Source organism: Arthrobacter sp. MP_M4 (genome assembly GCF_035984855.1).
Classification (GTDB): Bacteria; Actinomycetota; Actinomycetes; order Actinomycetales; family Micrococcaceae; genus Arthrobacter.
In genome coordinates, this window is sequence record NZ_JAXCHX010000002.1 from 190991 (window position 1) to 213774 (window position 22784).

The following is a 22784-nucleotide window of genomic DNA, read 5'->3' on the forward strand; positions in this document are numbered from 1 at the left end:
TCCCCATGAGCCTTGAACAGCTGTACCAGCAGATCATCCTGGAGCACGCGAAGCTGCGCACCGGCAGCGGACTGGCGGCGGCGCCCGTTCCCGCGGACGCGGCCACCGGGCAGTCCCACCAGCTCAATCCCGTCTGCGGCGACGAGATCACCGTCCGGGTGGCAGTGTCCGACGGCAAGGTAGCCCAGCTGCGGTGGGACGGGGCGGGATGTTCGATCTCCATGGCTTCGGCCTCGGTGCTCGCCGAACTTGCCGAGGGCATGGACGTGGACAGCTTCACGGCAGTGATCGGTAATTTCCGTGAGGTCCTGCGATCCCGGGGAAAAGTGGCCGCGGACCCGGAGATCCTCGGCGACGCGTCAGCCTTCGAAGGCGTCGCGAAGTACGCTGCCAGGGTCAAGTGCGCCATGATTTCCTGGGTTGCGGCCGAGGACGCCCTGGCCCAGGCGCTGACACCCTAGCTGAGCAGGCCGGCGATCCCGATGGCCGCCGTCGCCGCCCCGAGCAGCATCGAAATGCTGACCAGGACAATGTGCACGGTGAGGAAGCGGGTCGCTTTGCCGTTGGCGTCCCGGGCCCTGGGATCCTTCCGGACCCGGCGCAGGAACTGCGGCCAGACGGCCAGAGACCACACGCCCGCCACAATCAGGACGACGGCCAGGAGTGCCGGCAACTCCACCGCTAGTGGCTTTCGAGCCAGGCCTGGGCCTGGGTGGACTGGAGCTTCAGGGCCTTGCCCACCATCGGCTCCGCCGCATCGGCGATCTTGCCGCCCAGGAACGGCACCGAGGACGTGACCGTGCCCTCAAGCTCGATCCGGGTGCCGCCGCCGTCGGTGACGAGGCGTTGGACCGCGTTGACGTCCAGGGGCGCGCCGGAGACCTTCAGGGTGATGGTGCTTTGCCGCGAGCCGTCAGTCGCGGGGGCATCCCACTTCTCCAGCTGCGTCACCTTCAGGCTTTCACCCACGAACTTGCGGGCCATGTCCGGCATCCGGTCGGTCGGGATGGTGCGCACCGTGGTGGTGCTGAAGGCGCCGGCGGGATCGCCGTCCACCGCGAAAGACTCCAGGGTTCCGCCGACGAGCGCACTCGTGTGACGCAGGAAGTCCTCGTTGACGAAGACCGCCGTGACGCGGTCAACGCTGTGGGGAAGGTGGGTGGATGCGCTTAATGCCATGGGGGGTCCTCCGGGTGGAACGGGTCTTTTCGGGCTTTTGACATCCTACGCGGTGTGCCCGGCCGGCTCCGATTCCGCGTCCTGGAGGGCCTTCGCCGCGGCGGTGATATTCCGCGACATCGCCGGGAAGATCAGGCTGTGGAACGGCAGCACCGCCAGCCAGTACAGGCGCCCGCTGAGGCCCTTCGGGAAGAAGATTGCCCGCTGCCGGTACCGGCTGCCACTTCCCTCCGGCTCCACCGAGAGCTCCAGCCAGGCCCGGCCGGGCGCCCGCATCTCGGCGCGCAACCGCAGGAGCCGGCCGCGGTCGATCCGCTCCGCCCGCCACCAGTCCACCACTTCCCCTTCGGCCAGCTGGTGCGGGTGGCGGCGGCCGCGCAGCAGCCCGGCACCGCCGGTGACCTTGTCCAGCAGGCCGCGGACGCGCCAGGCCAGAGGCATGGAGTACCAGCCGTTCTGCCCGCCGATCCCTTCGATGATGGTCCAGATGTGCTTCGGGTCCACGTCGCTGGAGTAGCTGCGTTCATCCAAGTACACGCGGTGGCCGGCCCACTCGGGGTCGGACGGCAGCGGATCGGCGTCGGCGCCCGCGCTGGCCCAGGTGGTGGCCACCTGGCCGTCGCGCTCCTTGCCCAGGGCGAGCGCCACTGCCCGGCGGTAGGGGGTGAGGCCGCCTTCCGGCGCGGGGATGTACGCGTCGATGTCGCGTTCCCGGGTGACGGCGTCGTGCTGGAGGGATTCCACAAGCGGCAGGGACATTGACAGCGGAATGGGTGTGGTCAGTGCCACCCACATGCCCGCAAGTTTGGGCGCGGGAATGGGGAGCGCCAGCACCACGCGGTGGGGGAGTCCGGCCTCTGCGGCGTATTCCTGCATCATGCCCGCGTAACTGAGGACCTGGCGGCAGCCGATGTCGAAGGTACGGTTGATGGGGCCGTCCAGCGCCGCCGCCCCGACGAGGTAGTGCAGGACGTCGCGGACCGCGATCGCCTCAATCTTATTGCGCACCCAGCTGGGTGCCGGCATCAGAGGCAGGGTCTCGGACAGGTGCCGGATCATCTCGAACGACGCCGAACCGGAACCGATCACCACGCCTGCCTGGAAGACGACGGCGTCCACCGGGCTGTCGAGGAAAACCCTGCCCACGGCCTCGCGGGACCTCATATGGGTGGACAATTCGGAGTCGGCCGGGTGCAGGCCGCCCAGGTAGACGATCCTGTCCACACCGGCGTCTGTTGCCGCCTTCGCCGCGGTCTGGGCCATCGCCTTTTCCTTGGATTCGAAGCCCGACCCGGCCGCCATGGAATGGACCAGGTAATAGAGCACGTCCACGCCGTCCAGCGCCGCCCGGAGCGCCCCGCCATCGTCGAGGCTGCTTTGGACCACCTCGACGTCGGCGAGCCACGGGACCCCGGCGATCTTGGCCGGCGTCCGGACCAGGACCTTCACGGTGTGCCCGGCCTCCAGCAGCCTGGGCACCAGCCGGCCGCCGATGTAGCCGGTGGCGCCGGTGACGAGCACCGTCCTGGGCGGAACGGTCTGCGAGGATGCGGTCTGGGGGGTTTCGGGGGTGCCGGTCATGATGACTCCTTGTCGTCTGGAAGGCATTCGGAGCGCCCGGCCGTTTGGACGGCCGCGTATCCTGCCAGCCTAGTCCCGGGCGGGCGGTAGGCTGGAGGGACCCGGGATCTCGCGAATTCCGGCTATTCGTGTTGCCTGCATTCCCGTGATCCCTTCAGGAGTTACAGCTATGAGCCCCAACGGCCCCTCTCTCACCGGTCTGCGCCGTGTACTTGCCGAGGACCGGAACTACGCCCGCGTCCGTGCCGAGGCGGCCCGCGGATTCGCGGCCCGCAGCGAGGATTACCAGATCAGCGCCCCCGCCGGCCTGCGCTCGGCGCTGCTGGCGGAAATGGCGGATGGACTGACCGCCCTGGCGGACAACACAGCTCATAACGCAGCGGACAACGCAGCAGCCACCGCGGCCAACGCGTCTGTGGACGGGGCAGCGGACGGCCGCCTGGCGCCGGTAGTGCTGGCCATCACCGCGACCGGCCGTGAAGCTGAAGACCTCACGGAGGCGTTGCGCGCGTTCCTGCCGGCCGACGCCGTCGCCGAATTCCCCAGCTGGGAAACCCTCCCGCACGAGCGGCTCTCGCCGCGCTCGGACACCGTGGGCCGGCGCCTGTCGGTGTTGCGCCGGCTCGCCCACCCCGAACTGTCCGCGGCCGGTACCTTGCGCGTTGTGGTGGCCCCGGTCCGTGCCGTGGTCCAGCCGATCGTGGCGGGTCTCGGGGAACTGGTTCCCGTCATGCTGAAAGTGGGCCAGGAGGTTCCGTTCAGCGACGTCGTCCGGAACCTCGCCGACGCCGCTTACGCCCGGGTGGACATGGTGACCCGGCGCGGCGAGTTCGCCGTCCGCGGCGGCATGCTGGATGTCTTCCCGCCCACGGAGGACCACCCCATCCGGGTGGAGTTCTTCGGCGACGAAGTGGACCAGATGCGCTGGTTCGCGGTCGCCGACCAGCGCTCGTTGAGCGCACCCGGGGTGCACCACCCCACAGAGCTGCACGCTCCGCCGTGCCGGGAAATCCTCATCACGCCCTCCGTCATGTCCCGCGCCGCGACGCTGAAGTCCCAGCTGCCGGCCGCCGCGGACATGCTGGAAAAGATCGCCGGCGGCATCGCCGTCGAGGGTATGGAGTCGCTGGCTCCGGTGCTGGTGGATGCCATGGTGCCGTTCCTGGACCAGTTCCCGGCCGGTTCGATGGCGGTGGTCATTGAGCCCGAGAAGGTCCGGACCCGCGCCCACGACCTCGCTGCCACCAACGAGGAATTCCTCGAGGCGGCCTGGTCGACGGCCTCCGACGGCGGCACGGCACCCCTGGATTTGAGTTCCGCGGCGTCGGCGGCCCTGCATTCGGCGAGTTTCCGGTCCCTGACCGAAACCCGTTCCGCGGCCCTCGAGCACGAGGTGTCCTGGTGGTCCATCACCTCGCTGGCCACCGACGAGGAGCTGCTGCCCGACGTCGACGTCCTGAACCTGCACGCCCGCGAACCCCGCGGCTACCAGGGCGACGTCGCTGAAATGATGGCGTTCATCGGCTCCCGGGTGCGGGAGCAGTGGCGGATCGTGGTCGTCACCGAAGGCCCCGGCCCCGCCCAGCGCCTGGCGGAACTGCTCCATGACCACGACATCCCGTGCGCCCGCGTCGATTCCCTGGACGGGGACCCCCAGCCCGGGTTGATCGAACTGACCACCGCCGCCCTCGGCCGCGGGTTTGTGCTGGATCCGCTGAAGCTTGCGCTCCTGACCGAGGCTGACCTGCTGGGCCGGACGTCCGCCGGTTCCACCAAGGACATGCGCCGGATGCCGTCCAAGCGGCGCAACGCCGTGGACCCCCTGCAGCTGGTGGCCGGAGACTCCGTGGTGCACGAACAGCACGGCATCGGCCGGTTCGTGGAGCTGATCCAGCGCAAGGTCGCGGGTGGCGGTGACGGCATGCGCGAATACCTCGTCCTCGAATACGCGCCGTCCAAGCGCGGCGCTCCGGGTGACCGGCTTTTCGTGCCCACCGACCAGCTGGACCAGGTCACCCGCTACGTCGGCGGGGATACCCCGGGGCTGAGCAAGATGGGCGGCGCGGACTGGGCCAGCACCAAGTCCAAGGCCCGCAAGGCGGTCAAGGAAATTGCCGGCGAACTGATCCGTCTCTACTCGGCCCGGATGGCGTCCCGTGGTTACGCTTTCGGCCCCGACACCCCGTGGCAGCGCGAGCTCGAGGAAGCCTTCCCGTATGTGGAAACCCCGGACCAGCTGACCACCATCAACGAGGTCAAGGCCGACATGGAGCGGGAGATCCCCATGGACCGGTTGATCTCCGGCGATGTGGGCTACGGAAAGACCGAGATTGCCGTGCGGGCGGCGTTCAAGGCCGTCCAGGACGGCAAACAGGTGGCCGTGCTGGTACCCACCACCCTGCTCGCCCAGCAGCACTATGAAACCTTCACGGAGAGGTTTTCGGGCTTCCCGCTGGTGGTCAAGCCACTGTCCCGCTTTCAGAGCGGCAAGGAAGCGAAAGAGACAGCCGAAGGCGTGAAGGGCGGTTCCGTGGACGTCGTCATCGGCACCCACCGGCTCCTGTCCAAGGACTTCGCGTTCAAGGATCTGGGCCTGGTGATCGTGGACGAGGAGCAGCGCTTCGGCGTCGAGCACAAGGAGGCGCTCAAGAAGATGCGCACCAACGTCGACGTCCTGGCGATGAGTGCCACCCCGATTCCCCGCACCCTGGAAATGTCGCTGACCGGCATCCGTGAGACGTCCACCCTGGCCACCCCGCCGGAGGAACGCCACCCGGTCCTGACCTACGTCGGCCCCTACACGGACAAGCAGACGTCCGCCGCGATCCGCCGCGAACTCATGCGCGAAGGCCAGGTGTTTTTCGTGCACAACCGGGTCTCCACCATTGACCGCACCGCGGCGAAGATCCGCGAGCTGATCCCGGAAGCCCGGGTGGAGGTGGCGCACGGGCAGATGTCCGAGAGCCGGCTGGAACAAATCATCGTGGATTTCTGGGAGAAGCGCTTCGACGTGCTGGTCTGCACCACCATCATCGAGACCGGCCTGGACATCTCCAACGCAAACACGCTGATCGTGGACGGTGCCGATAAATACGGCCTGTCCCAGCTGCACCAGCTGCGCGGCCGGGTGGGCCGCGGGCGGGAACGCGCCTACGCCTACTTCCTGTACCCGTCGGAGAAACCGCTGGGCGAGGTGGCGCTGGAGCGGCTCAAAGCCGTCGCCACGCACAACGAGCTCGGCGCCGGTATGCAGCTGGCCATGAAGGACCTTGAGATCCGCGGTGCCGGCAACCTCCTGGGCGGGGAGCAGTCCGGGCACATCCAGGGCGTCGGATTCGATCTCTACATCCGGCTGGTCGGCGAGGCCGTGGCGGAATACCGGGGCGAGGCCGAGGAGAAGGCCGCGGAGATGAAGATCGAGCTGCCGGTCAACGCCCACCTGCCGCACGACTACGTGCCGGGTGAACGGCTGCGCCTGGAGGCCTACCGCAAGCTCGCCGGCGCCATCACCTACGAGGCGATCGACGAGGTGCTCGCCGAGCTCGTGGACCGCTACGGGGAGCTGCCGCTGCCCGCAAAGAACCTGATCGACGTCGCCCGCTTCCGGGTGGGCGCCCGCAAGGCCGGACTCAGCGACGTAGCGCTGCAGGGCAACTTCATCAAGTTCTCCCCGGCGCAGCTGCCCGAGTCCAAGCTCATGCGGCTCACCCGGATGTACCCCGGCGCACAGTCCAAGCCGACCCTGGACGCGGTGCTCGTACCGAAGCCCAAGACCGCCCGGATTGGCGGCCGGGACCTCCAGGATGCCGAAATTCTCGAGTGGGCCAACGGCGTCATCCGCAACATCTTCTCCGACGCGCCGCTGGCCGTCTCACCGGCGGTGAAATAACGCATGATGGGAGGACACCACGCCGCATCGGGAGCCGCGGCGTGGGTGGCTGTCGCGTCGACAGGTCCGTACGCGCTGGGCTGGTATCCGCTGGACGCCACCGGGATTGTGATCGGCGGGATGGCGACGGCGGGAACAGCCCTGGTCTGCGACTGGGACCACCGCTCCAGCACGGTGGCGCACGCGCTTCCGCCGCTGTCCAACGTGATCGCGGTGGGCATCGAGAACGCGTCCGGCGGCCACCGGCAGGGCACGCATTCCCTGCTCGGTGCGGCGTTCTTTGTGCTGCTTGCAGCGTTGGCGGGGCAGCTGCAGCTGCAGACCGACTGGGGCCTGCTCTCCGTGGGCGCCGGGCTGCTCTGCATGTTCATGATCAACATCGCCGCCAAGGCGCTGAAGCTCTTTCCGAAGTACGGCTGGATCAGCAACTGGATCTTCGCCCTGACCATGGCCGGGCTGGTCACCTGGTTTGCCCCGCACCAGTGGATCTGGCTTCCGGTCTCGATGCTGACCGGAGTGCTGGTGCACATCGTCGGGGACATGATCACCACCGGGGGAGTGCCGCTGCTCTGGCCGGTGGTGATCAAGCCGCCGAAAGTCCTGCGGAAGCTGCCGCTGCTCAAGAATGTGTGGCGTGCCAACGGGGCGTTCTCGATTCCCCTGCTGGGCCGTGCCGGTTCACGGCGGGAATGGTTCGTGCTGATCCCGGTCAGTGCCTACGCCATGATCGGCATGTTCGGCGCTGCCCTGGACCTGGCCCAGCTGCACTGGCCGGCCGCCGTCGCGCTCGGAACGGGGCTCGTCAGGAGTTTGTACGGGCTGCTTGCCGCAGCATAGTGCCGGGCCGGGGACTCATCGCAACGTCCGTGCCCGGCGGCCCTGGTTAAAGGACTGAAGCTCCGGGAGAACCCGGAGCTTCAGTCGGTGGCGTCTTAGGGTGTTTCAGATTTCGCCCGCGGAATCCGAGCGGCCCAGAAGGGTCTGCGGCACCCAGAACGCCGCGGCGAACAGGGCGAGGCAGACGGCCATCGGCCACGGGTTGTCCAGCGTCAGGAAGCTCAACGAGTAGAGGGCCCCGCCGAAGAGGACCATCATCAGGACGAACAAGATAATGCTGGAGCCAAGGCTGTTCTCGTTCTGCGGCGTCTGCTCGGTCTGCGCGGTGTTGCTGGACATTCGTTCCTCCTCGGCCCCGTGGGGCTCAAAACTGTGGCGGTGGCCGGAGCGGATCAGTACGCGGACGAACCCTGTTCGCCCTTGACGATCGCGATGCCGGAGCTGGCGCCAATACGTGTTGCACCAGCAGCAATCATAGCCTGTGCGTCGGCGAGCGAGCGCACCCCGCCGGAAGCTTTGACGCCGAGTCCGGGACCAACCGCGCGGCGCATCAGCGCGACATCCGCAGCCGTGGCGCCGCCGCCGTTGAAGCCGGTGGAGGTTTTCACGAAATCGGCGCCCGCCTCGACGGCCGCCTCGCAGGCGAGCACCTTCTGGGCATCGTCCAGGAACGCGGTTTCGATGATGACCTTCAGGATCGCACCGCCCTCGTGCACGGCATCGGCGACGGCACGAATGTCATCGGCCAGGGCGCCCTTGTCGTTGGCACGGGCAGCGGCAATGTTGATCACCATGTCCACTTCCTCGGCACCGTCCAGCACCGCGCCGCGGGCCTCAAAGGCTTTGACGTCGCTCGGGGTGGCGCCGAGCGGAAAGCCGACGACGGAGCACGTCAGCACACCTGTTCCCTTGAGGGCCGTCTTGACGGTCTTGACCCAGACCGGGTTGACGCACACGGATTTGAACCGGTACTCGGCGGCTTCGGCACAGACCGTGAGGATCTCGGTCTCACTCGCTTCCGGCTTGAGCAGCGTGTGGTCGATGTAGGAGGCAATATTCCCGGCGGTACCGGCGTCCCGGGCGGCTGGCGCGGCGCCTTCGGCAGCAGTGGCGGCTTCGTTGCTCATGGTGGTCCCTTCGTGGCTTCTCAGGTGTCCATCTTGCCATAGCGGCCCTTCGCCGAGGTCATCCGCGCAGGGCACCGGCGCAGTGCCCGGGCCAGGGTTCAGGTGACTGGTCAGCCGGCAATTCAGGCGGCCTCGGCGAGGGGTTCCGCCAGTCCGGCCCGGAGCAACTGGGCGGCGCAAACGGAGGCAGCGGAGGAGGCTGCCACGAGCAGTCCCAGGCGGACGCCGTCGAACACGGCCGCGTCCCCGATGGCCCAGATCCCCGGGACGGACGTGCGGAAGTCACGGCCAATGACGATTCCGCCCTGCCGGGCTGTCGTCAGGCCGGCGCTGACGGCCAGCGCGTCGCGGGCAACCGGCTCCTCGGCCAGGACCACGAGGTCCCCGGCCATGCTGGAGCCATCTTCGAACACGATCCCGGCGGCCGGGAGCGTGGACCCGGCCAGGGTGGGAACCACGGACGCCGGCCGCCGCGAGGTCCGGACGGGCCGGACGCCGCGGGCGCGCAACACCGCCTCGGCCTGGCCCGCGGCGGTCCCGGTGCCGATCAGGATGCCCAACGGCCGCCGGCCCAGTACCCGGGTGACGTCCTTGACGGCCTCGCCCAGCCGGGCGGCGTCGTCGATGGTGGAGTAGCTCAGGCACCGGCCTTCCCCTGCCAGCGGCGGGCCGGCCGGGGAGGACCCGGTGGCGATGACCAGCTGGTCGTAGCTGAATTCCAGGCCGTCCGAGGTGGTGACATAACGGCTGTCCGGGTCGATGTAACTGGCGGGCTGGCCGAAACGCACGGACACCTGCGGGAGGGCCGCGAGTTCGATGAGCTCGTCGGACGCGTCGTCCCGGTTGCTCAGCACAGTGATTCCGCCGGCGAACGGCGCCCGGGTGAGCTGGCGGACCAGGGCCTGCGCGGCCGGACCGGCCCCGGCGATGACGATCCGGGGGCGGGTCTGCGAATCGGTGGAATCGGTGGTGGTGGCGGACATGGTGGGTCCCTTTCGCTGGTGGCCCGTGGTGCGGCCTGCGTGCTTGATGGACCCAGCGTAGGCGGGTGATCTTTCCAGCGTGTTTCCCCGGTGTTGCCGGATTTCCGGCGCCCGTTCGCCAATGTTTACCGGCCGGTAATGGCGTGGGTCACACCCGGATCCGGTAACCGCGCTTCACCACGGTTTCCACGAGCCTGCCATCCGGCAGGGCGGTGCGCAGCCGGCTGACTGTCATATCCAGGGCATGCACCGAACCGCGGAGTTCCAGCAGCTCGGAGAGGGAGTCGCGGGACAGCACCGCGCCGCCGGCGCCCAGCAACGCCCGCAGCAGCAGCAGCGGGGCCGGAGCCAGCTCGACGGGTTTGCCGTCAATCCGCAGTGAGCGGCCGCGCAGTTCCAGCAGGCCCGAGCCGGTGTCCAGGCGGCGGACGTGGTTGAGGGCGAGGTGTTCCACCACGAGCCGGATCAGGGCGCCCATGCGGAACCGGTCCGGCACCAGCGGCCGCACGCCGGCATCGATGAGCGGTTGCGCCGTGACCGGCCCGACGACGGCGGTGGTGACGGTGCTCTTAAGGCTCGCCACGAGCTGGTTGTACAGGCCCATCTCGTGCGCGGTGCTCCACATGGCGTCCACCGCAGGGGCGCTCGTGAAGGTCAGCACGTCCAGGTTGCCGCTGCAGGCGGCCTCGATCAACCGTGGCAGCCGGTCCGCGCCGTCGGGCTTGACCCAGCGGTACGGCGTCACGGTCAGGACCGTGGCGCCGGACAGCCGCAGACGTTCGAGCTGGCGGACGTCGGTGTAGCCGTGCAATTGCACGGCGACGGTCTTGCCGCGCACTCCCTCGGCCAGGAGCATGTCCACCAGTGTGGCGGTGGTTTCGTCGCTGCTGATCCCGACGTCGGCCAGCCCGGCCGCGCGGACGGCGCCGCGCGCCTTGGGTCCGCGGACGAACATCCGGGTGGCACCGAGGGTCTCCAGCAGCTGCTCACCAACCCCGTACGTGTCCGCGGCCTCGCACCAGCGGCGCATCCCGTAGGCGGTGGTGGCGATGCACACCTCGGGGCGCGCGGCGATGATGGTCCGGGTGTCCTCGATCAGGCGCATGTCCTCCTGCGCCGGGGCGATCTGCAGGGCCGGCGCATGCAGCACCTGGGCGCCACGCCGTTCCAGGGCCTCGATCAGGTCCTGGGAGCGCCGGTGCGAGGTCACCCCGATCCGGAAGCCTTCCAGGGGCAGTTCAAGCGGCAGCACCGCCGGTGCGCTCACGGCTCTCACGCTCCCATCAGGGACGCGGCGAGCCGGTCCAGTTCGGCTCGGGCTTCCGCGCAGCCGCGGTTGGCCTCGGCCACCCGGACGACGTCGCCAATGACCAGTACGGCCGGATTGCTGCAATCCGCTGCCGCGGCGGCGACGGTGCCGAGTTCGGCGACGGTGGTCCGCTGGCCGGGGCGGTATCCGCGTTCGACGACGGCTACCGGCATGTCGCGGCGCATTCCCGCCCGGCGGAGCCCGGCGGCGAGGTGGTGCAGGGTGCCAATGCCCATCAGCACCACAATGGTTCCGCCCAGCCCGGCCAAATGGGTGTGTTCCTTTTCGGTCAGCGGTGCGTGGCCGGAAACCACGGTGAACATGTGGCTGACCCCGCGGTGCGTGACCGGGATCCCGGCCGCCGCGGGGACGGAGATGGCGCTCGTCACGCCGGAGATCACCCGGACGGGGACGCCGGCGTTGACACAGGCGGCCACTTCCTCGCCGCCACGGCCGAACACGTACGGGTCGCCGCCCTTGAGCCGCACCACGTTTTTCCCCGCCAGCGCCGCCGCCACCAGCAGTTCCTCGATGCCGGCCTGGCTCACCGGGTGGTGGCCGGGCCGCTTGCCCACATCCACCAGTTCGGCCGTGGCCAGGGCGGGGAGGTCCTGGGTCGGAGCCAGCCGGTCGTAGAACACGACGTCGGCGTCCCGCAGTGCCTGCACGGCCGCCACTGTCAGCAGTTCGGTGGTGCCGGGCCCGCCGCCGACCAGGGTGACGTGGCCGGCGGAACCGGCCGGGGGTTCCACCGCGACGGGGATGCCGGTGTCCCGGCAGCGGCCCAGCAGCCCCTCCCAGCCGGGCTGGCCGTCGTCGACCGCGGCGACGAGGAAGGGACGCTCCGGCAGGGGCCCGTCGTGGCGGGAACCGCAGGGGCTGCTCAGCCGCGAGACGATTGCGCCGGCCGCCCGGTAGCGGCGGACCGCTTGGCGGGCGGCCGTGTCCGTACCGGTGACAAGGACCTCGCGTCCGGTCAAATCTATGGTGAGCTGCATGGCTATGCCTCGTTCTCGTCGCGTGCACGGACCGGGATGGACGAACCGATCAGGACCGGCTGGTTACCGGCCAAGGCCTTCTCCTCCGCCGTGGCGGGCCGCAGCTGGCCACGCTCGTCGGGCACAAAGGTGATGGAATCGTCCACCTGGTCCGGGGCGTTGACGAACGAGCGGAAGCGGCGCAGCCGCTCGGGGTCCCTGAGGGTCTCGGCCCACTCGTCCTGGTAGGTGTCCACATGCCTGGCCATGGCGGCCTCAAGGTCCGCGGCGATACCGAGCGAATTCCGCACAACCACGTCCATGACGTGGTTGAGGCCGCCGTCGAGCTCCTCCTGCCAGCGCGCGGTGCGCTGCAACCGGTCCGCGGTGCGGATGTAGTACATCAGGTAGCGGTCGATGTATGTCAGCAGAGTCTCATCGTCCAGGTCCTGGGCGAGGAGCTGGGCGTGGGCGGGCTGAAAGCCGCCGTTGCCGCCGACATAGAGGTTCCAGCCCTTGTCCGTGGCGATGACGCCCACGTCCTTGCCGCGGGCTTCGGCGCATTCCCGGGCGCAGCCCGAGACGCCCATCTTGATTTTGTGCGGGCTGCGCAGGCCGCGGTAACGCAGTTCCAGGTTGATTGCCATGGCGACGGCATCCTGGATTCCGAAGCGGCACCAAGTGGAGCCGACGCAGGACTTAACAGTCCGCAGGGACTTGCCGTACGCCTGGCCGGATTCGAAGCCGGCGTCCACCAGTTCCTTCCAGATCTCCGGGAGCTGCTCCAGCCTGGCGCCGAACATGTCGATCCGCTGGCCGCCAGTGATCTTGGTGTAGAGGCTGTACTTTTCGGCGACGGCGGCAATCACGCCGAGCTTCTTCGGTGTGATTTCGCCGCCCGCGATCCGCGGGACCACCGAATAGGTGCCGTCCTTTTGCATGTTGGCCAGGGCGCGGTCGTTGGTGTCCTGCAGGGTGCCGCGGCCGGCGTCGAGCACGTAGGCGCTGTTCTGGCTGGCCAGGATGTTCGCGATGGTGGGCTTGCAGATGTCGCAGCCGGTCCCGGTCCATGTCCTCGAAGGAGGACAGGTCCAAAACACGGATGGCGTCGAAGAGTTCCTGGCGGGAGAGGTCAAAGTGTTCGCAGAGTGACTTGGAGACGGCGACCCCGGATTTGGTCAATTCGCCTTCAAGCAGCTTCTTCAGCATCGGAACGCAGGAGCCGCACTGGGTGCCGGCCCGGGTGCAGGCCTTGAGCTCACCAAGGTCCCGGACCGGGGTGTTGCCCGCACAGGCACCGCAGCCGTTGACGGCATCGCGGATGCTGCCGGCGGCCACGTTGTTGCAGGAACACAGGACGGCGTCGTCCGGGAGGTCCGTATCCGGGGCGTCTCCGCCGGCCGCGGTGAGGTAGGCGCCGGGTTCGGCGGCGAGTGGGCGGCCCAGCAGCGGGCGGAGGGAGGTGTAGGGGGTGGCGTCGCCGACGAATATGCCGCCCAGCAGGGTTTTCGCGTCGTCGGTGGTGACGATCTTTTGATAGACGCCGCGGGCGGGGTCGGCGTAGACGATTTCCAGCGCGTGCTCTGTTGCGGCGAAGGCGTCGCCGAAGCTGGCGACGTCCACGCCGGAGAGCTTGAGCTTGGTGGCGGTGTCGAAGCCCGGGAACCTCGCCCCGCCGCCGTGCAGCCGGTCCGCGACAATCTCGGCCATGGTGTTGGCCGGGGCCACGAGGCCCAGGCACATGCCGTCAAAGTTGGCTACTTCTCCGATCGCCCAAACGCCGGGGACCTGCGTTTGGCAGTCCTCGGAGATCACCACTCCGCCGCGCGGGCCCAGCGGGAACGGCTGGTCGTCGTTCGGCCCGGCCGCGTCGTTGGCGGCGTGGAACAACTCGTCGCGGGGCCTCACCCCGATGGCGACAATCACCAGGTCGGCGGCGATGACACGCCCGTCGGCCATCAGGACGCCGGTGACCTGGCCGTCGCCGTTGGACAGGATTTCGGACGGGCGCACACCGGTGTGCACGGTGAAGCCCCTGGCCCGGATCAGGCGCCCCAGGGCTTGCCCGGCGCCCTCGTCCAGCTGGGTGTTCATGAGCCAGGGGGAGCCGTTGATGACGATGGGAGCGGCGCCAAGCTGCTCGGTGCCGGCGGCCGCTTCCAGACCGAGCAGCCCGCCACCGATGGTGACGGCGTTGACTGTGCGGCCCAGGGTCTGTGTCAGTTCCCTGATGGCGAGGTTGATGGCACGGACATCTTCGAGAGTGCGGTAGACGTGGGTGTGTTCGGCGCCCGGGATAGGAAGCCGGATTGCGGCGGAGCCGGTGGCGACCACCAGGTCGTCATACGGGTAGCGCGTGCCCGCCGCGGTGGTGACGGTCTTGGCCGCGATGTCGATGCCGGTGACGCGCTCGCCGGTCTGCAACGTGAGGAACTCGTGGTCCCACAGGGAAGCGCCCAGGGTGAGGTCGACGGCGGCATCGGTGAAGGCCTTGCTCAGCGCAACGCGGTCATAGGGAGGGTGCGCTTCCTCGGTCAGGACGGTGACATCCCAGCCCTCGAGGCCCCGGGCGTGCATGGCGTCCGCGAACCGGTGGGCGGCCGGTCCGCCGCCGGCAACCACGATCCGGTGCGGTGCTGCAGCGGGTTCTGCGCCCTGATGGTGGGGGCTTGACGTCTGTTCGGTCACGGTGGGCCTTTCGCGTGGACCGCAGTCGGTACTCTGCGGCCGTCTCAGTCGAGGTGTCCGTTCAGACTAGGCAGCCGCAGTTTCGCTTGAGTTTCCCCGATGTTTCGGAGTCTTAACTTCTGCATCACGGAGGCGTTTAGGCGGGGTGAGGGCTCTTTTACCCGCCGGACACATGGTCTGTACGCAGCCGAAACGCCCCGGAACTACCTTGGGTGGTACGCCGCAGCAGCGGCTCAGCCCGAACGGAGCAGAGGATGGCCGCAATGACTGCCGTACTTGAGAGCGCAGCACGAAGCTTTGTTGAACGTTGCGGCGATGGAGCCGGCTGGCACCGCGTGTGCGCTGTGGCTGATTTGGAGCCGGCCTGGGGTGAGGCCGCGCTGATCGCCGGGCGCCAGGTGGCCGTGTTCCGGATGGTTTCCGGTGAGGTCTTCGCCGTCGGGCAGGAGGATCCCGCCACCGGGGCGCACGTGATGGCCCGCGGCATCACCGGTTCCCGAGGCGCGCGCCCCACGCTCGCCTCGCCGCTGCACAAAGAGGTTTACGACCTCCGAACAGGGGAGTGCCTGGGCACGCCCGGTCTTAGGCTCCCGACCTTCGGTACCCGGATTGTGGGCGGGTACATTGAGGTCGAGCTCTAACGTTACAGCCCGAGCGCCTCGCGGACGTCCGCGAGGACGGCGTCGAGCGCGGCCCGGGCCTCGAGCCGGGCGGCGGGCAGTTCCGCGGCTGATCCGACGCTTTTGATGACCTCCAGGTAGCACTTGAGCTTCGGCTCGGTGCCGCTGGGGCGGATGATGATCCGGCTCAGATCCCGGGTCAGGTACAGCAGGCCGTCGGTGGGCGGCAGCTGGGCGCTGCCGTCGGCGAGATCGGTGACAGTTTCGACTGCGGAGCCCCCGAAGGATTCCGGCGGACTGACGCGGAGCCGGTTCATCATCGCGTCCAGCAGGCCCAGGTCCGCGACGCGGATGCTGAGCTGGTCGCTCGTGTGCAGTCCATGGACCAGATACAGCTCATCGAGCGTGTCGAAGATGGTCCTGCCGCCGGCCTTGGCAGTTGCCGCGAACTCCGCGATCAGCACCGCCGCGGAGATGCCGTCCTTGTCCCGGACCTGGGTGGGGGCGACGCAATACCCCAGCGCTTCCTCGTAGCCGTACAGCAGCCCGGGAACACGGGCGATCCATTTGAAGCCGGTGAGGGTTTCCTCGTGCGCGTAGCCTGCCGAGGCAGCGATGCGTGCCAGCAGCCGGGACGACACGATTGAATTCGCGAACACCCCGGCTGGAGTCTCTTGCCCGCCGGCCGCCAGCCGGGCCACGATGTGCGCGCCCAACAGGGCGCCTACCTCGTCGCCGCGCAGCATCCGCCAGGACCCGGTGTCCGGGTCCTTGGCGGCGACGGCGGCCCGGTCCGCGTCCGGGTCGTTGGCGATCACAATATCCGCCGCCACCCTGGCAGCGGTTTTGAGGGCCAGGTCCAGGGCGCCGGGCTCCTCGGGATTGGGGAAATTCACGGTGGGGAAGTCGGGGTCGGGTTCGGCCTGCTCGGCCACCAGGGTGACGTCGGCAAAGCCGGCCGCGTGCAGCACCGACACGGCAGTCTCGCCGCCCACCCCGTGCATGGGGGTCAGGACGATTTTGAGGTCGCGGGCCGGGAAATGCCTTGTGTCGGCCAGGGCGGCGGTGGCGGCCTCGTACCCGGCGGCGATGGACGGATCCAGCACGGTCCAGCCTTCCGCGGCCAACGGAATTCCGGACAGCTCGCCGACAGCGTCGATCTCCGCCGCGATCAGGGCATCGTACGGCGCCACGATCTGCGCGCCGCGCCCGCTCTCCTCGACCGCGTGCCGGCCCAGGTAGACCTTGTAACCGTTGTCCTGGGGCGGGTTGTGGCTGGCGGTCACCATCACGCCGCCGTCGCATTCCAGCGCCCGCACCGCATACGCGAGCAGTGGAGTGGGCAAGGCAGAGGGCATGAGGAACGTCTCGACGCCGGCTGCGGTAAGGATCGCGGCCGTTTCCGCAGCGAAAATGTCCGAGTTGTAACGGGCGTCGTAGCCGACGACGGCGCGCGGCCGGGTTCCGGGCGCGGCCTGGGCGACCGTGCCTTTGAGGAACGCCGTAAATCCAGCGGCGGCGCGGCGCACCACCACGCGGTTCATCCGGTTCGGGCCGGGGCCGAGGGACGCGCGCAAGCCTGCGGTGCCGAACTGCAGGGTGCCGCTGAAACTGTCCGCGAGTTCCTGCTGCGCCGCGGCAGCGCCCTCATCAGCGAGGCGGATCAGCTCCGTCAGGGTGGCGGCGGTGGCGGGATCCGGATCCTGGGCAGCCCAGGTCCGGGCATCGCTCAGCAGGCGGGCGGGATCGGCAACAGAAGACGTCATAGGAACCAAACTAGTGCCATTCGCCGCGGATGCCGTGCCGACAAGCGAGAGGCGGCCATTCGGACCGATCCCGCCGTGCTGCGTCCTCAACCCTTGACAGCCGATTTTCCGGACACGTAACGTCTGGAATATGAGGCTGGGCCGAGGGGTGGAATGGGCTGTGCACAGTTGCGTCAATATGGCGTGGACGCCGGCCGGGGAGGCAGTCAACAGCGCCCGGCTGGCTGAGTACTACCAACTCCCCGGCGCCTATCTGAACAAGCAGCTCCAGGCCCTGGTCCGCGCCGGGATTTTGGGCTCCGTCTCCGGTCCGCGCGGCGGATTCTATCTGGCGCGCAGGCCGGAAAACGTCACGGTCCTGGACATTGTCCTGGCGCTGGAAGGCCCCGATCCGGTGTTCCGCTGCGAAGGCATCATGGGCAAGGTCCCGGATGCCGAAACCGGACAGAACTTCGTCCGGAGCTGTCTGATTTCCCAGACCATGAGGCAGGCCGAACTCGCCTGGCGGCAGGCGCTGGCCCGGCAGACCGTCGCCGGGATCGCGGACTCCATGGAGCGGCGGTTTCCGCAGGACGCAGAAAAGGCAGTGCGCTACCTCGCGCCCGGCAGCTGAGCCCGGCTGCCGGGCGGGCTGGGCCGCTTAGAGTTTGGCGATGATTTCGGCGAGCAGCTTGGAGATCCGCGGTCCCGCTGCCTGGCCGGCTTCGAGGACCTCCCCGTGGCTCAGGGGCACCGGGCTGATGCCCGCGGCGAGATTGGTCACGAGGGAAATGCCAAAGACCTCCATGCCCGCGTGGCGGCCGGCAATGGCCTCGAGAGCGGTGGACATGCCCACCAGGTCCGCGCCGATCCGCTTGGCGTACTGCACTTCCGCAGGGGTTTCGTAGTGCGGGCCGGTGAACTGGGCGTAAACGCCTTCGTCGAGTGTGGAATCGACCTCGCGGGCCAGGCCGCGGATCCGGGCGGAGTACAGGTCAGTGAGGTCCACGAAAGTGGCGCCTTCGAGCGGGGAGGTGGCGGTGAGGTTGATGTGGTCGCTGATCAGCACGGGGGTGCCCGGCGTCCAGTCCTCGTTGAGGCCGCCGCAGCCGTTGGTCAGGACCAGGGTCTCGCAGCCGGCTGCCGCAGCGGTGCGGACGCCGTGGACAACGGCGCGAACGCCCTTGCCCTCGTAGTAGTGCGTGCGGGCGCCCAAAACCAGGGCGCGCTTGCCCTCCCGGGTCAGCACCGAGCGGATGGTCCCGACGTGGCCCACCACCGAGGGGGAGGAGAAGCCCGGGACCTCGTCCGCGGAGAGGGTGGCGGTGGTTTGGCCGATCAATTCAGCGGCGTCGCCCCAGCCCGAACCAAGCACCAGGGCGACGTCATGCTTGTCGATGCCCGTCTCTTCGGCGATGTAGTCGGCGGCGGCGCGGGCGGCGTCGAAGGGGTCCGTGGTCAGGAATTCTGTTGTACTCACCGGTACAAGTTATCCTGCCGCGGGCGTGCTGCCCAGCCCATCCGCCGGGTCTGTGCCGGTGCGGTGCGGGCGGTGTTTCTTGGTGGTGCAGGTCCGGATGGTGGACAATGGCTGATTGTGACTACGCATCCCGATTTCAGCTCACCCCGCATCGCAATCCTGGGCGGAGGGCCCGGTGGCTACGAAGCTGCCATGGTCGCCGCCTCCCTTGGCGCGAAGGTCACCATCATCGAGCGGGCGGGGCTCGGCGGCTCCGCGGTGCTGACCGACGTCGTACCGTCCAAGACCCTGATCGCGACGGCGGACCTGATGACCCGCGTCGGTGAGGCCGGCGAGCTCGGTGTCAAGTTCGACCTCGACGGCGGCGACTGCACCCCGACGATGCGAGCGGATCTCAAGCACATCAACGACCGTCTGCTGGGCCTGGCCCGGCAACAGTCAACCGACATTCAGAAGGGTTTGGAAGGCCAGGGCGTGCGGATCCTGCTCGGCTCCGGAAAGCTCCTGGACAGCCACACCATCGAGGTCCTCACCGCCGACGGCACGGAAACCATCGAGGCGGACGCGATCCTGCTGGCCGTCGGTGCCCACCCGCGCGAGCTGCCCACCGCCCGCCCGGACGGTGTCCGGATCCTGAACTGGGCGCAGATCTACAACATGGACGAGCTCCCGGAGCACCTGATTGTGGTTGGTTCCGGTGTGACCGGCGCCGAGTTTGCCTCCGCCTACAACGGCCTTGGGTCCAAGGTCACCCTGATTTCCAGCCGCGACCGCGTGCTGCCCGGCTCCGACGCGGACGCCGCCGAGGTCCTGGAAGGCGTCTTTGAACGCCGCGGCGTTAAAGTCCTGTCCCGTGCACGCGCAGAGACTGTGGAGCGCACTGACGACGGCGTCATCGTCACCCTCGGTGACGGCAGCCAAGTCACCGGCAGCCACTGCCTGGTGGCCGTGGGCTCCATCCCCAACACCGCCGGGATCGGCCTGGAGGAGGCCGGGGTGGCGCTCAGCGAGAGCGGCCACATCAGTGTCGACGGCGTCTCCCGCACCACCGCGCCCAACATCTACGCCGCCGGTGACTGCACCGGAGTGCTGGCGCTCGCCTCGGTGGCCGCGATGCAGGGCCGGATCGCGATCGCCCACTTCCTCGGCGACAGCGTGATGCCGCTCAAGCTGCACCAGGTGGCCTCCAACATCTTTACCTCACCGGAGATCGCCAATGTGGGCGTCTCCGAGGCGGACATCGAATCCGGCAAGTACCAGGCCGACGTCGTGAAGCTTTCGTTGCGCAGCAACGCCCGCGCCAAGATGCGCAACCACAAGGACGGCTTCATCAAGATATTTGCCCGCAAAGGCTCCGGCACTGTGATCGGTGGGGTGGTGGTGGGGCCGAACGCCTCCGAACTGATCTTCGCCATCTCCCTCGCGGTCACCCAGAAACTGCACGTCGATGACGTGGCCAGCACTTTCACCGTGTACCCGTCACTGAGCGGCTCGATCTCCGAAGCAGCCCGGCGCCTGCACGTCCACATGTAACCAACGACGGCGTGGGCACATCGGGCGGACAGGCTCGGCGGCTTCTGGATCCCGCACCCGGGCCCCTTCATGAGTGGCTCGTCGGCGTTCGAACCTTAGAACGGGTACGGGGCGATCTCCGGTCGGACCGTTAGCCACTGGATTTCGGTGAAGGACTCCATGTTGGCGTGGTGGCCGCCGATCCGTGAGCCGTTGCCGGAGTTCTTCATGCCGCCGAAGGGTGAGTTCGCCTCGTCCGAGACCGTCTGTTCGTTGATGTGGACCTTGCCCGAGTCCAGTTGGTCCGCGATGGTCATGGCCATGCCGACGTCTCCGAGGATGCCGATGGACAGGCCGTATTCGTTGCCGTTGGCCAGCGCCACGGCCTCCTCTACGGTGGAGAACTTCATCACCGGGGCCACCGGGCCGAAGATTTCGTCCTTCCACGCCGGACTGGCTTGTTCCAGGTCCACCAGCACGGTGGGCCGGTAAAAGCGGCCGTCGTGCGTCCCGCCGGCGGCCAGCCGTGCACCGGCCTGCACTGCGTCCTGGACGATCCCGTCCACCCGCTGCAGCTGTTTCTCGTCAATGATCGGGCCCAGGGCCACCGTGCCGCTCTTAGGATCACCCACCGGCAGATGCCCTGCCTTCTCGGCGAGCGCGGCGACGTAGTCGTCGTACATGTCCTCATGGACGAGGTGCCGTCCGGCGGCCATGCAGATCTGGCCCTGGTGCATAAAGGACCCGAACGCCGCAGCCGAGGCGGCCTTCGCCAGATCCGCGCCCGGCAACACGATCAGCGCGTTGTTCCCGCCCAGTTCCAGGTGCGCCCGTTTGAGAAGACGGCCGGCCGTTTCGCCGATCTTGCGTCCCGCCGCCGTCGAGCCGGTAAAGGCGATCACCCGGACCTCGGGCGCCTCCACGACGGCGGCGCCGATCTCCGCGCCGCCGGGGAGCAGCGAAAGCAGTCCGGGCGGGAGCCCGGCCTCCTCGAAGATCCGCACCAGGGTCACGCCGCCGCAGACCGCGGTCCGCGGGTCCGGCTTGAGCAGCACGGCGTTGCCGAGGGCCAGTGCCGGGGCGACGGCGCGGATGGAGAGGATCAGTGGAAAGTTGAATGGCGCGATCACGGACACGACGCCGACGGGCCGCCGTCGGGCGAAGGACCACCGGTTCTCGTTGGAGGTGAGCACGTCGCCGGCCGGGAGCGAGGGCAGCGCCGAGGCGTCGTAGCATTCGTTGGCCGCGATGTGCGTTTCCAATGCGGCCTTGGGCGGGATGCCGCCGGACTGGCGCACAATCCAGTCCTGGACTTCGGCCGCGTGCTCCTCCCAGAGCAGCCCGGCGCGGCGCAGCACCGCAGCGCGGTCCTCCGGGTTGAGTTTCGCCCAGCCCTTCTGCGCCTTGGCGGCGACGGTGGCGGCCTCCCGGACGTCCTCCACCGCGGCGACGCCGTAGCTGCCCAGCGTTTCGCCCGTGGCGGGTTCGACGGCGCTGGCCGACCCACCGCCGCCCGGACGCCAGCCGTTGAGGTAGATCTTGCCCTCCCAGAGGGAGGAGTCGAGCAGGGACATGTCCTGTCCTTTCATGGTGGGGTGCTGTCGGTGGGCTTCTTTGCTACCCGCCGATGCGGAGCACGGGCTTGATGGTACTGCCGGACTTGCTGTCCGCCATGGCCTGGTCGATCTGGTCCAGCGGATAGAACTTGACCAGCCGGTCGAACGGGAAACGGCCCTGCCGGTACAGGCTGATCAGTGCCGGGATGAGTTGCGCTGAGGTGGCGGACCCGCCCAGGGTTCCGACGATCCGCTTCCCCCAGAGCGTCCGCAAATGGTCCAGCGAAAAACGGGCGCCGGCCGGGGCGCCGCCAATCAGAATCAGGGTGCCCAGCATGCCGACCGCCTCCGCAGCCTCTTCCAGCACGCGGATGGACCCGGTACATTCCAGGACGTAGTCGGCGGGGCCGCCGCAGATCCGCAGGATTTCCTCCACCACGCCGGGGGTTCCGGCGTTGATCGTGTGCGTGGCGCCGAGTTCGCGGGCAAGCTCCAGCCGGGAGTCGTGCAGGTCGATGGCGACGATGGTGGCGGCGGGCGTGTTCCTGGCTGCCATCACGGCCGCAAGCCCGACCGCGCCGGCTCCGTAAATAACGAGGGACTCACCTGGCCCCGGCTTCGCGGTGTTGAAGACTGCGCCGGCTCCGGTGCCGATGCCGCAGGCCAAAGGACCGAGCAGTTCCAGCGGAAGATCCCGGTCCACCTTCACCACGGAAGAGGCCAGGGCCAGGGAATAGTCAGCGAAGGAGGACTGTCCAAAGAAGTGGCCGGACACCGGCGTGCCGTCCGCCCGGCTGTAGGCACTGGTTCCGGCCGCGCTCCCGGCGAGACGGTGGCCACTGACCAGGGCCGCACCCAGCCGTGCGCAGTAGCGGTGCTCGCCGCGCAGGCAGTTCCGGCATTCTCCGCAATACGGCCAGCCCAGGACCACGTGGTCGCCCGGAACTACGGTGGTCACGCCCGCGCCCACCGCCGCTATCACGCCGGAGCCTTCGTGGCCAAGCACTCCTGGCAAGGGCAGCGGCATATCGCCGGCCTGCGTATTGGCATCTGTGTGGCAGACCCCTGTGGCCGTGATCCGCACCAGCACCTCACCCGGTCCCGGGGCGTCCAGGTCGAGTTCCTCGCGGACGAACGGAGCGTTCTTTTCCGCCACGACCAGTGCGGTGATTTTCATTGCGGACCCCTTGATCTGCGCTTTGGTGGTGTGCTGATGCTATCGGTGACGGTCAAGTGCCTGGATTTCGGAGCAGAGTCGGTTCCGGGCCGGCTGCCGCGGTACCCTCCGGCGCCGGGACGTT

At 68.5% G+C, this 22784-nt stretch carries 18 protein-coding genes and 1 pseudogene; 6 read left to right on the forward strand and 13 right to left on the reverse strand.

What is annotated here, in order from left to right; all coding sequences use genetic code 11:
* Positions 1–5 precede the first annotated feature (5 nt).
* Positions 6–461, forward strand: a complete 456-nt coding sequence (gene sufU, locus RCH15_RS03315; protein WP_326958015.1) for a Fe-S cluster assembly sulfur transfer protein SufU — start codon at positions 6–8, stop codon at positions 459–461.
* Here the strand turns inward: sufU and RCH15_RS03320 are convergent.
* From RCH15_RS03320 to RCH15_RS03330, 3 genes are read right to left on the reverse strand one after another with little or no spacing between them, the layout of a single operon-like run.
* Positions 458–679: an SCO4848 family membrane protein gene (locus RCH15_RS03320; RefSeq protein ID WP_326958017.1), complete on the reverse strand. Its 222-nt coding sequence runs from the start codon at positions 677–679 to the stop codon at positions 458–460. The genes sufU and RCH15_RS03320 overlap by 4 nt on opposite strands.
* 2 nt (positions 680–681) lie before the next feature.
* Positions 682–1179 carry a DUF2505 domain-containing protein gene (locus tag RCH15_RS03325; protein ID WP_326958018.1) on the reverse strand — a complete coding sequence of 166 codons (498 nt, stop codon included), beginning with the start codon at positions 1177–1179 and terminating at the stop codon, positions 682–684.
* 45 nt (positions 1180–1224) lie between these two features.
* Positions 1225–2760 carry an SDR family oxidoreductase gene (locus RCH15_RS03330; RefSeq protein WP_326958021.1) on the reverse strand — a complete coding sequence of 512 codons (1536 nt, stop codon included), beginning with the start codon at positions 2758–2760 and terminating at the stop codon, positions 1225–1227.
* A 169-nt stretch (positions 2761–2929) separates the two neighbouring features.
* On the opposite strand from RCH15_RS03330, the gene mfd reads away from it, so the two are divergent.
* Together mfd and RCH15_RS03340 are read left to right on the forward strand one after the other, a co-directional pair.
* On the forward strand, positions 2930–6649 hold the full coding sequence (mfd, locus tag RCH15_RS03335) for a transcription-repair coupling factor (protein WP_326958023.1): 3720 nt from the start codon (positions 2930–2932) through the stop codon (positions 6647–6649).
* 3 nt (positions 6650–6652) lie between these two features.
* A complete protein-coding gene (locus tag RCH15_RS03340; protein WP_326958024.1) occupies positions 6653–7486 on the forward strand; it encodes a metal-dependent hydrolase in 834 nt (277 codons plus the stop codon).
* 105 nt (positions 7487–7591) lie between these two features.
* On the opposite strand, the gene RCH15_RS03345 is transcribed toward RCH15_RS03340, so the two are convergent.
* The 6 genes and pseudogenes from RCH15_RS03345 to nirB form a co-directional block, all read right to left on the reverse strand.
* Positions 7592–7825, reverse strand: coding sequence for a hypothetical protein (locus RCH15_RS03345; protein WP_326958025.1), 234 nt, complete (start codon positions 7823–7825; stop codon positions 7592–7594).
* A gap of 53 nt (positions 7826–7878) precedes the next feature.
* On the reverse strand, positions 7879–8613 hold the full coding sequence (deoC, locus tag RCH15_RS03350) for a deoxyribose-phosphate aldolase (protein ID WP_326958027.1): 735 nt from the start codon (positions 8611–8613) through the stop codon (positions 7879–7881).
* A gap of 122 nt (positions 8614–8735) precedes the next feature.
* The gene (locus RCH15_RS03355) at positions 8736–9596 is read right to left on the reverse strand and encodes an FAD-dependent oxidoreductase (protein WP_326958029.1); all 861 of its coding nucleotides are present in this window, start codon (positions 9594–9596) and stop codon (positions 8736–8738) included.
* A 148-nt stretch (positions 9597–9744) separates the two neighbouring features.
* The gene (locus RCH15_RS03360; protein ID WP_409017116.1) at positions 9745–10872 is read right to left on the reverse strand and encodes a uroporphyrinogen-III synthase; all 1128 of its coding nucleotides are present in this window, start codon (positions 10870–10872) and stop codon (positions 9745–9747) included.
* A complete protein-coding gene (gene cobA, locus RCH15_RS03365) occupies positions 10869–11903 on the reverse strand; it encodes a uroporphyrinogen-III C-methyltransferase (protein ID WP_326958033.1) in 1035 nt (344 codons plus the stop codon). The genes RCH15_RS03360 and cobA overlap by 4 nt, the downstream gene beginning before the upstream one ends.
* A gap of 2 nt (positions 11904–11905) precedes the next feature.
* A pseudogene (gene nirB / locus RCH15_RS03370) lies at positions 11906–14570 on the reverse strand (nitrite reductase large subunit NirB).
* 263 nt (positions 14571–14833) lie between these two features.
* Between nirB and nirD the strand changes: the two are divergent.
* Positions 14834–15211, forward strand: a complete 378-nt coding sequence (gene nirD / locus RCH15_RS03375) for a nitrite reductase small subunit NirD (RefSeq protein ID WP_326958035.1) — start codon at positions 14834–14836, stop codon at positions 15209–15211.
* A 2-nt stretch (positions 15212–15213) separates the two neighbouring features.
* Here nirD and RCH15_RS03380 read toward each other — a convergent pair whose 3' ends face one another.
* Positions 15214–16956 carry a phospho-sugar mutase gene (locus RCH15_RS03380; protein ID WP_326958037.1) on the reverse strand — a complete coding sequence of 581 codons (1743 nt, stop codon included), beginning with the start codon at positions 16954–16956 and terminating at the stop codon, positions 15214–15216.
* 130 nt (positions 16957–17086) lie between these two features.
* Between RCH15_RS03380 and RCH15_RS03385 the strand changes: the two genes are divergently transcribed.
* On the forward strand, positions 17087–17569 hold the full coding sequence (locus RCH15_RS03385; RefSeq protein WP_326958039.1) for an RrF2 family transcriptional regulator: 483 nt from the start codon (positions 17087–17089) through the stop codon (positions 17567–17569).
* Between the two features lie 27 nt (positions 17570–17596).
* On the opposite strand, the gene RCH15_RS03390 is transcribed toward RCH15_RS03385, so the two are convergent.
* Positions 17597–18415 (reverse strand): purine-nucleoside phosphorylase, encoded by an 819-nt coding sequence (locus tag RCH15_RS03390; protein WP_326958041.1) that lies wholly within the window; start codon positions 18413–18415, stop codon positions 17597–17599.
* Between the two features lie 117 nt (positions 18416–18532).
* Here RCH15_RS03390 and RCH15_RS03395 point away from each other — a divergent pair, with 117 nt between their 5' ends.
* Positions 18533–19948, forward strand: a complete 1416-nt coding sequence (locus tag RCH15_RS03395; RefSeq protein ID WP_326958043.1) for an NAD(P)H-quinone dehydrogenase — start codon at positions 18533–18535, stop codon at positions 19946–19948.
* 95 nt (positions 19949–20043) lie between these two features.
* On the opposite strand, the gene RCH15_RS03400 is transcribed toward RCH15_RS03395, so the two are convergent.
* Positions 20044–21501 carry a benzaldehyde dehydrogenase gene (locus tag RCH15_RS03400; protein ID WP_326958476.1) on the reverse strand — a complete coding sequence of 486 codons (1458 nt, stop codon included), beginning with the start codon at positions 21499–21501 and terminating at the stop codon, positions 20044–20046.
* A gap of 43 nt (positions 21502–21544) precedes the next feature.
* The gene (locus RCH15_RS03405) at positions 21545–22660 is read right to left on the reverse strand and encodes an NAD(P)-dependent alcohol dehydrogenase (protein ID WP_326958045.1); all 1116 of its coding nucleotides are present in this window, start codon (positions 22658–22660) and stop codon (positions 21545–21547) included.
* Positions 22661–22784 lie beyond the last annotated feature (124 nt).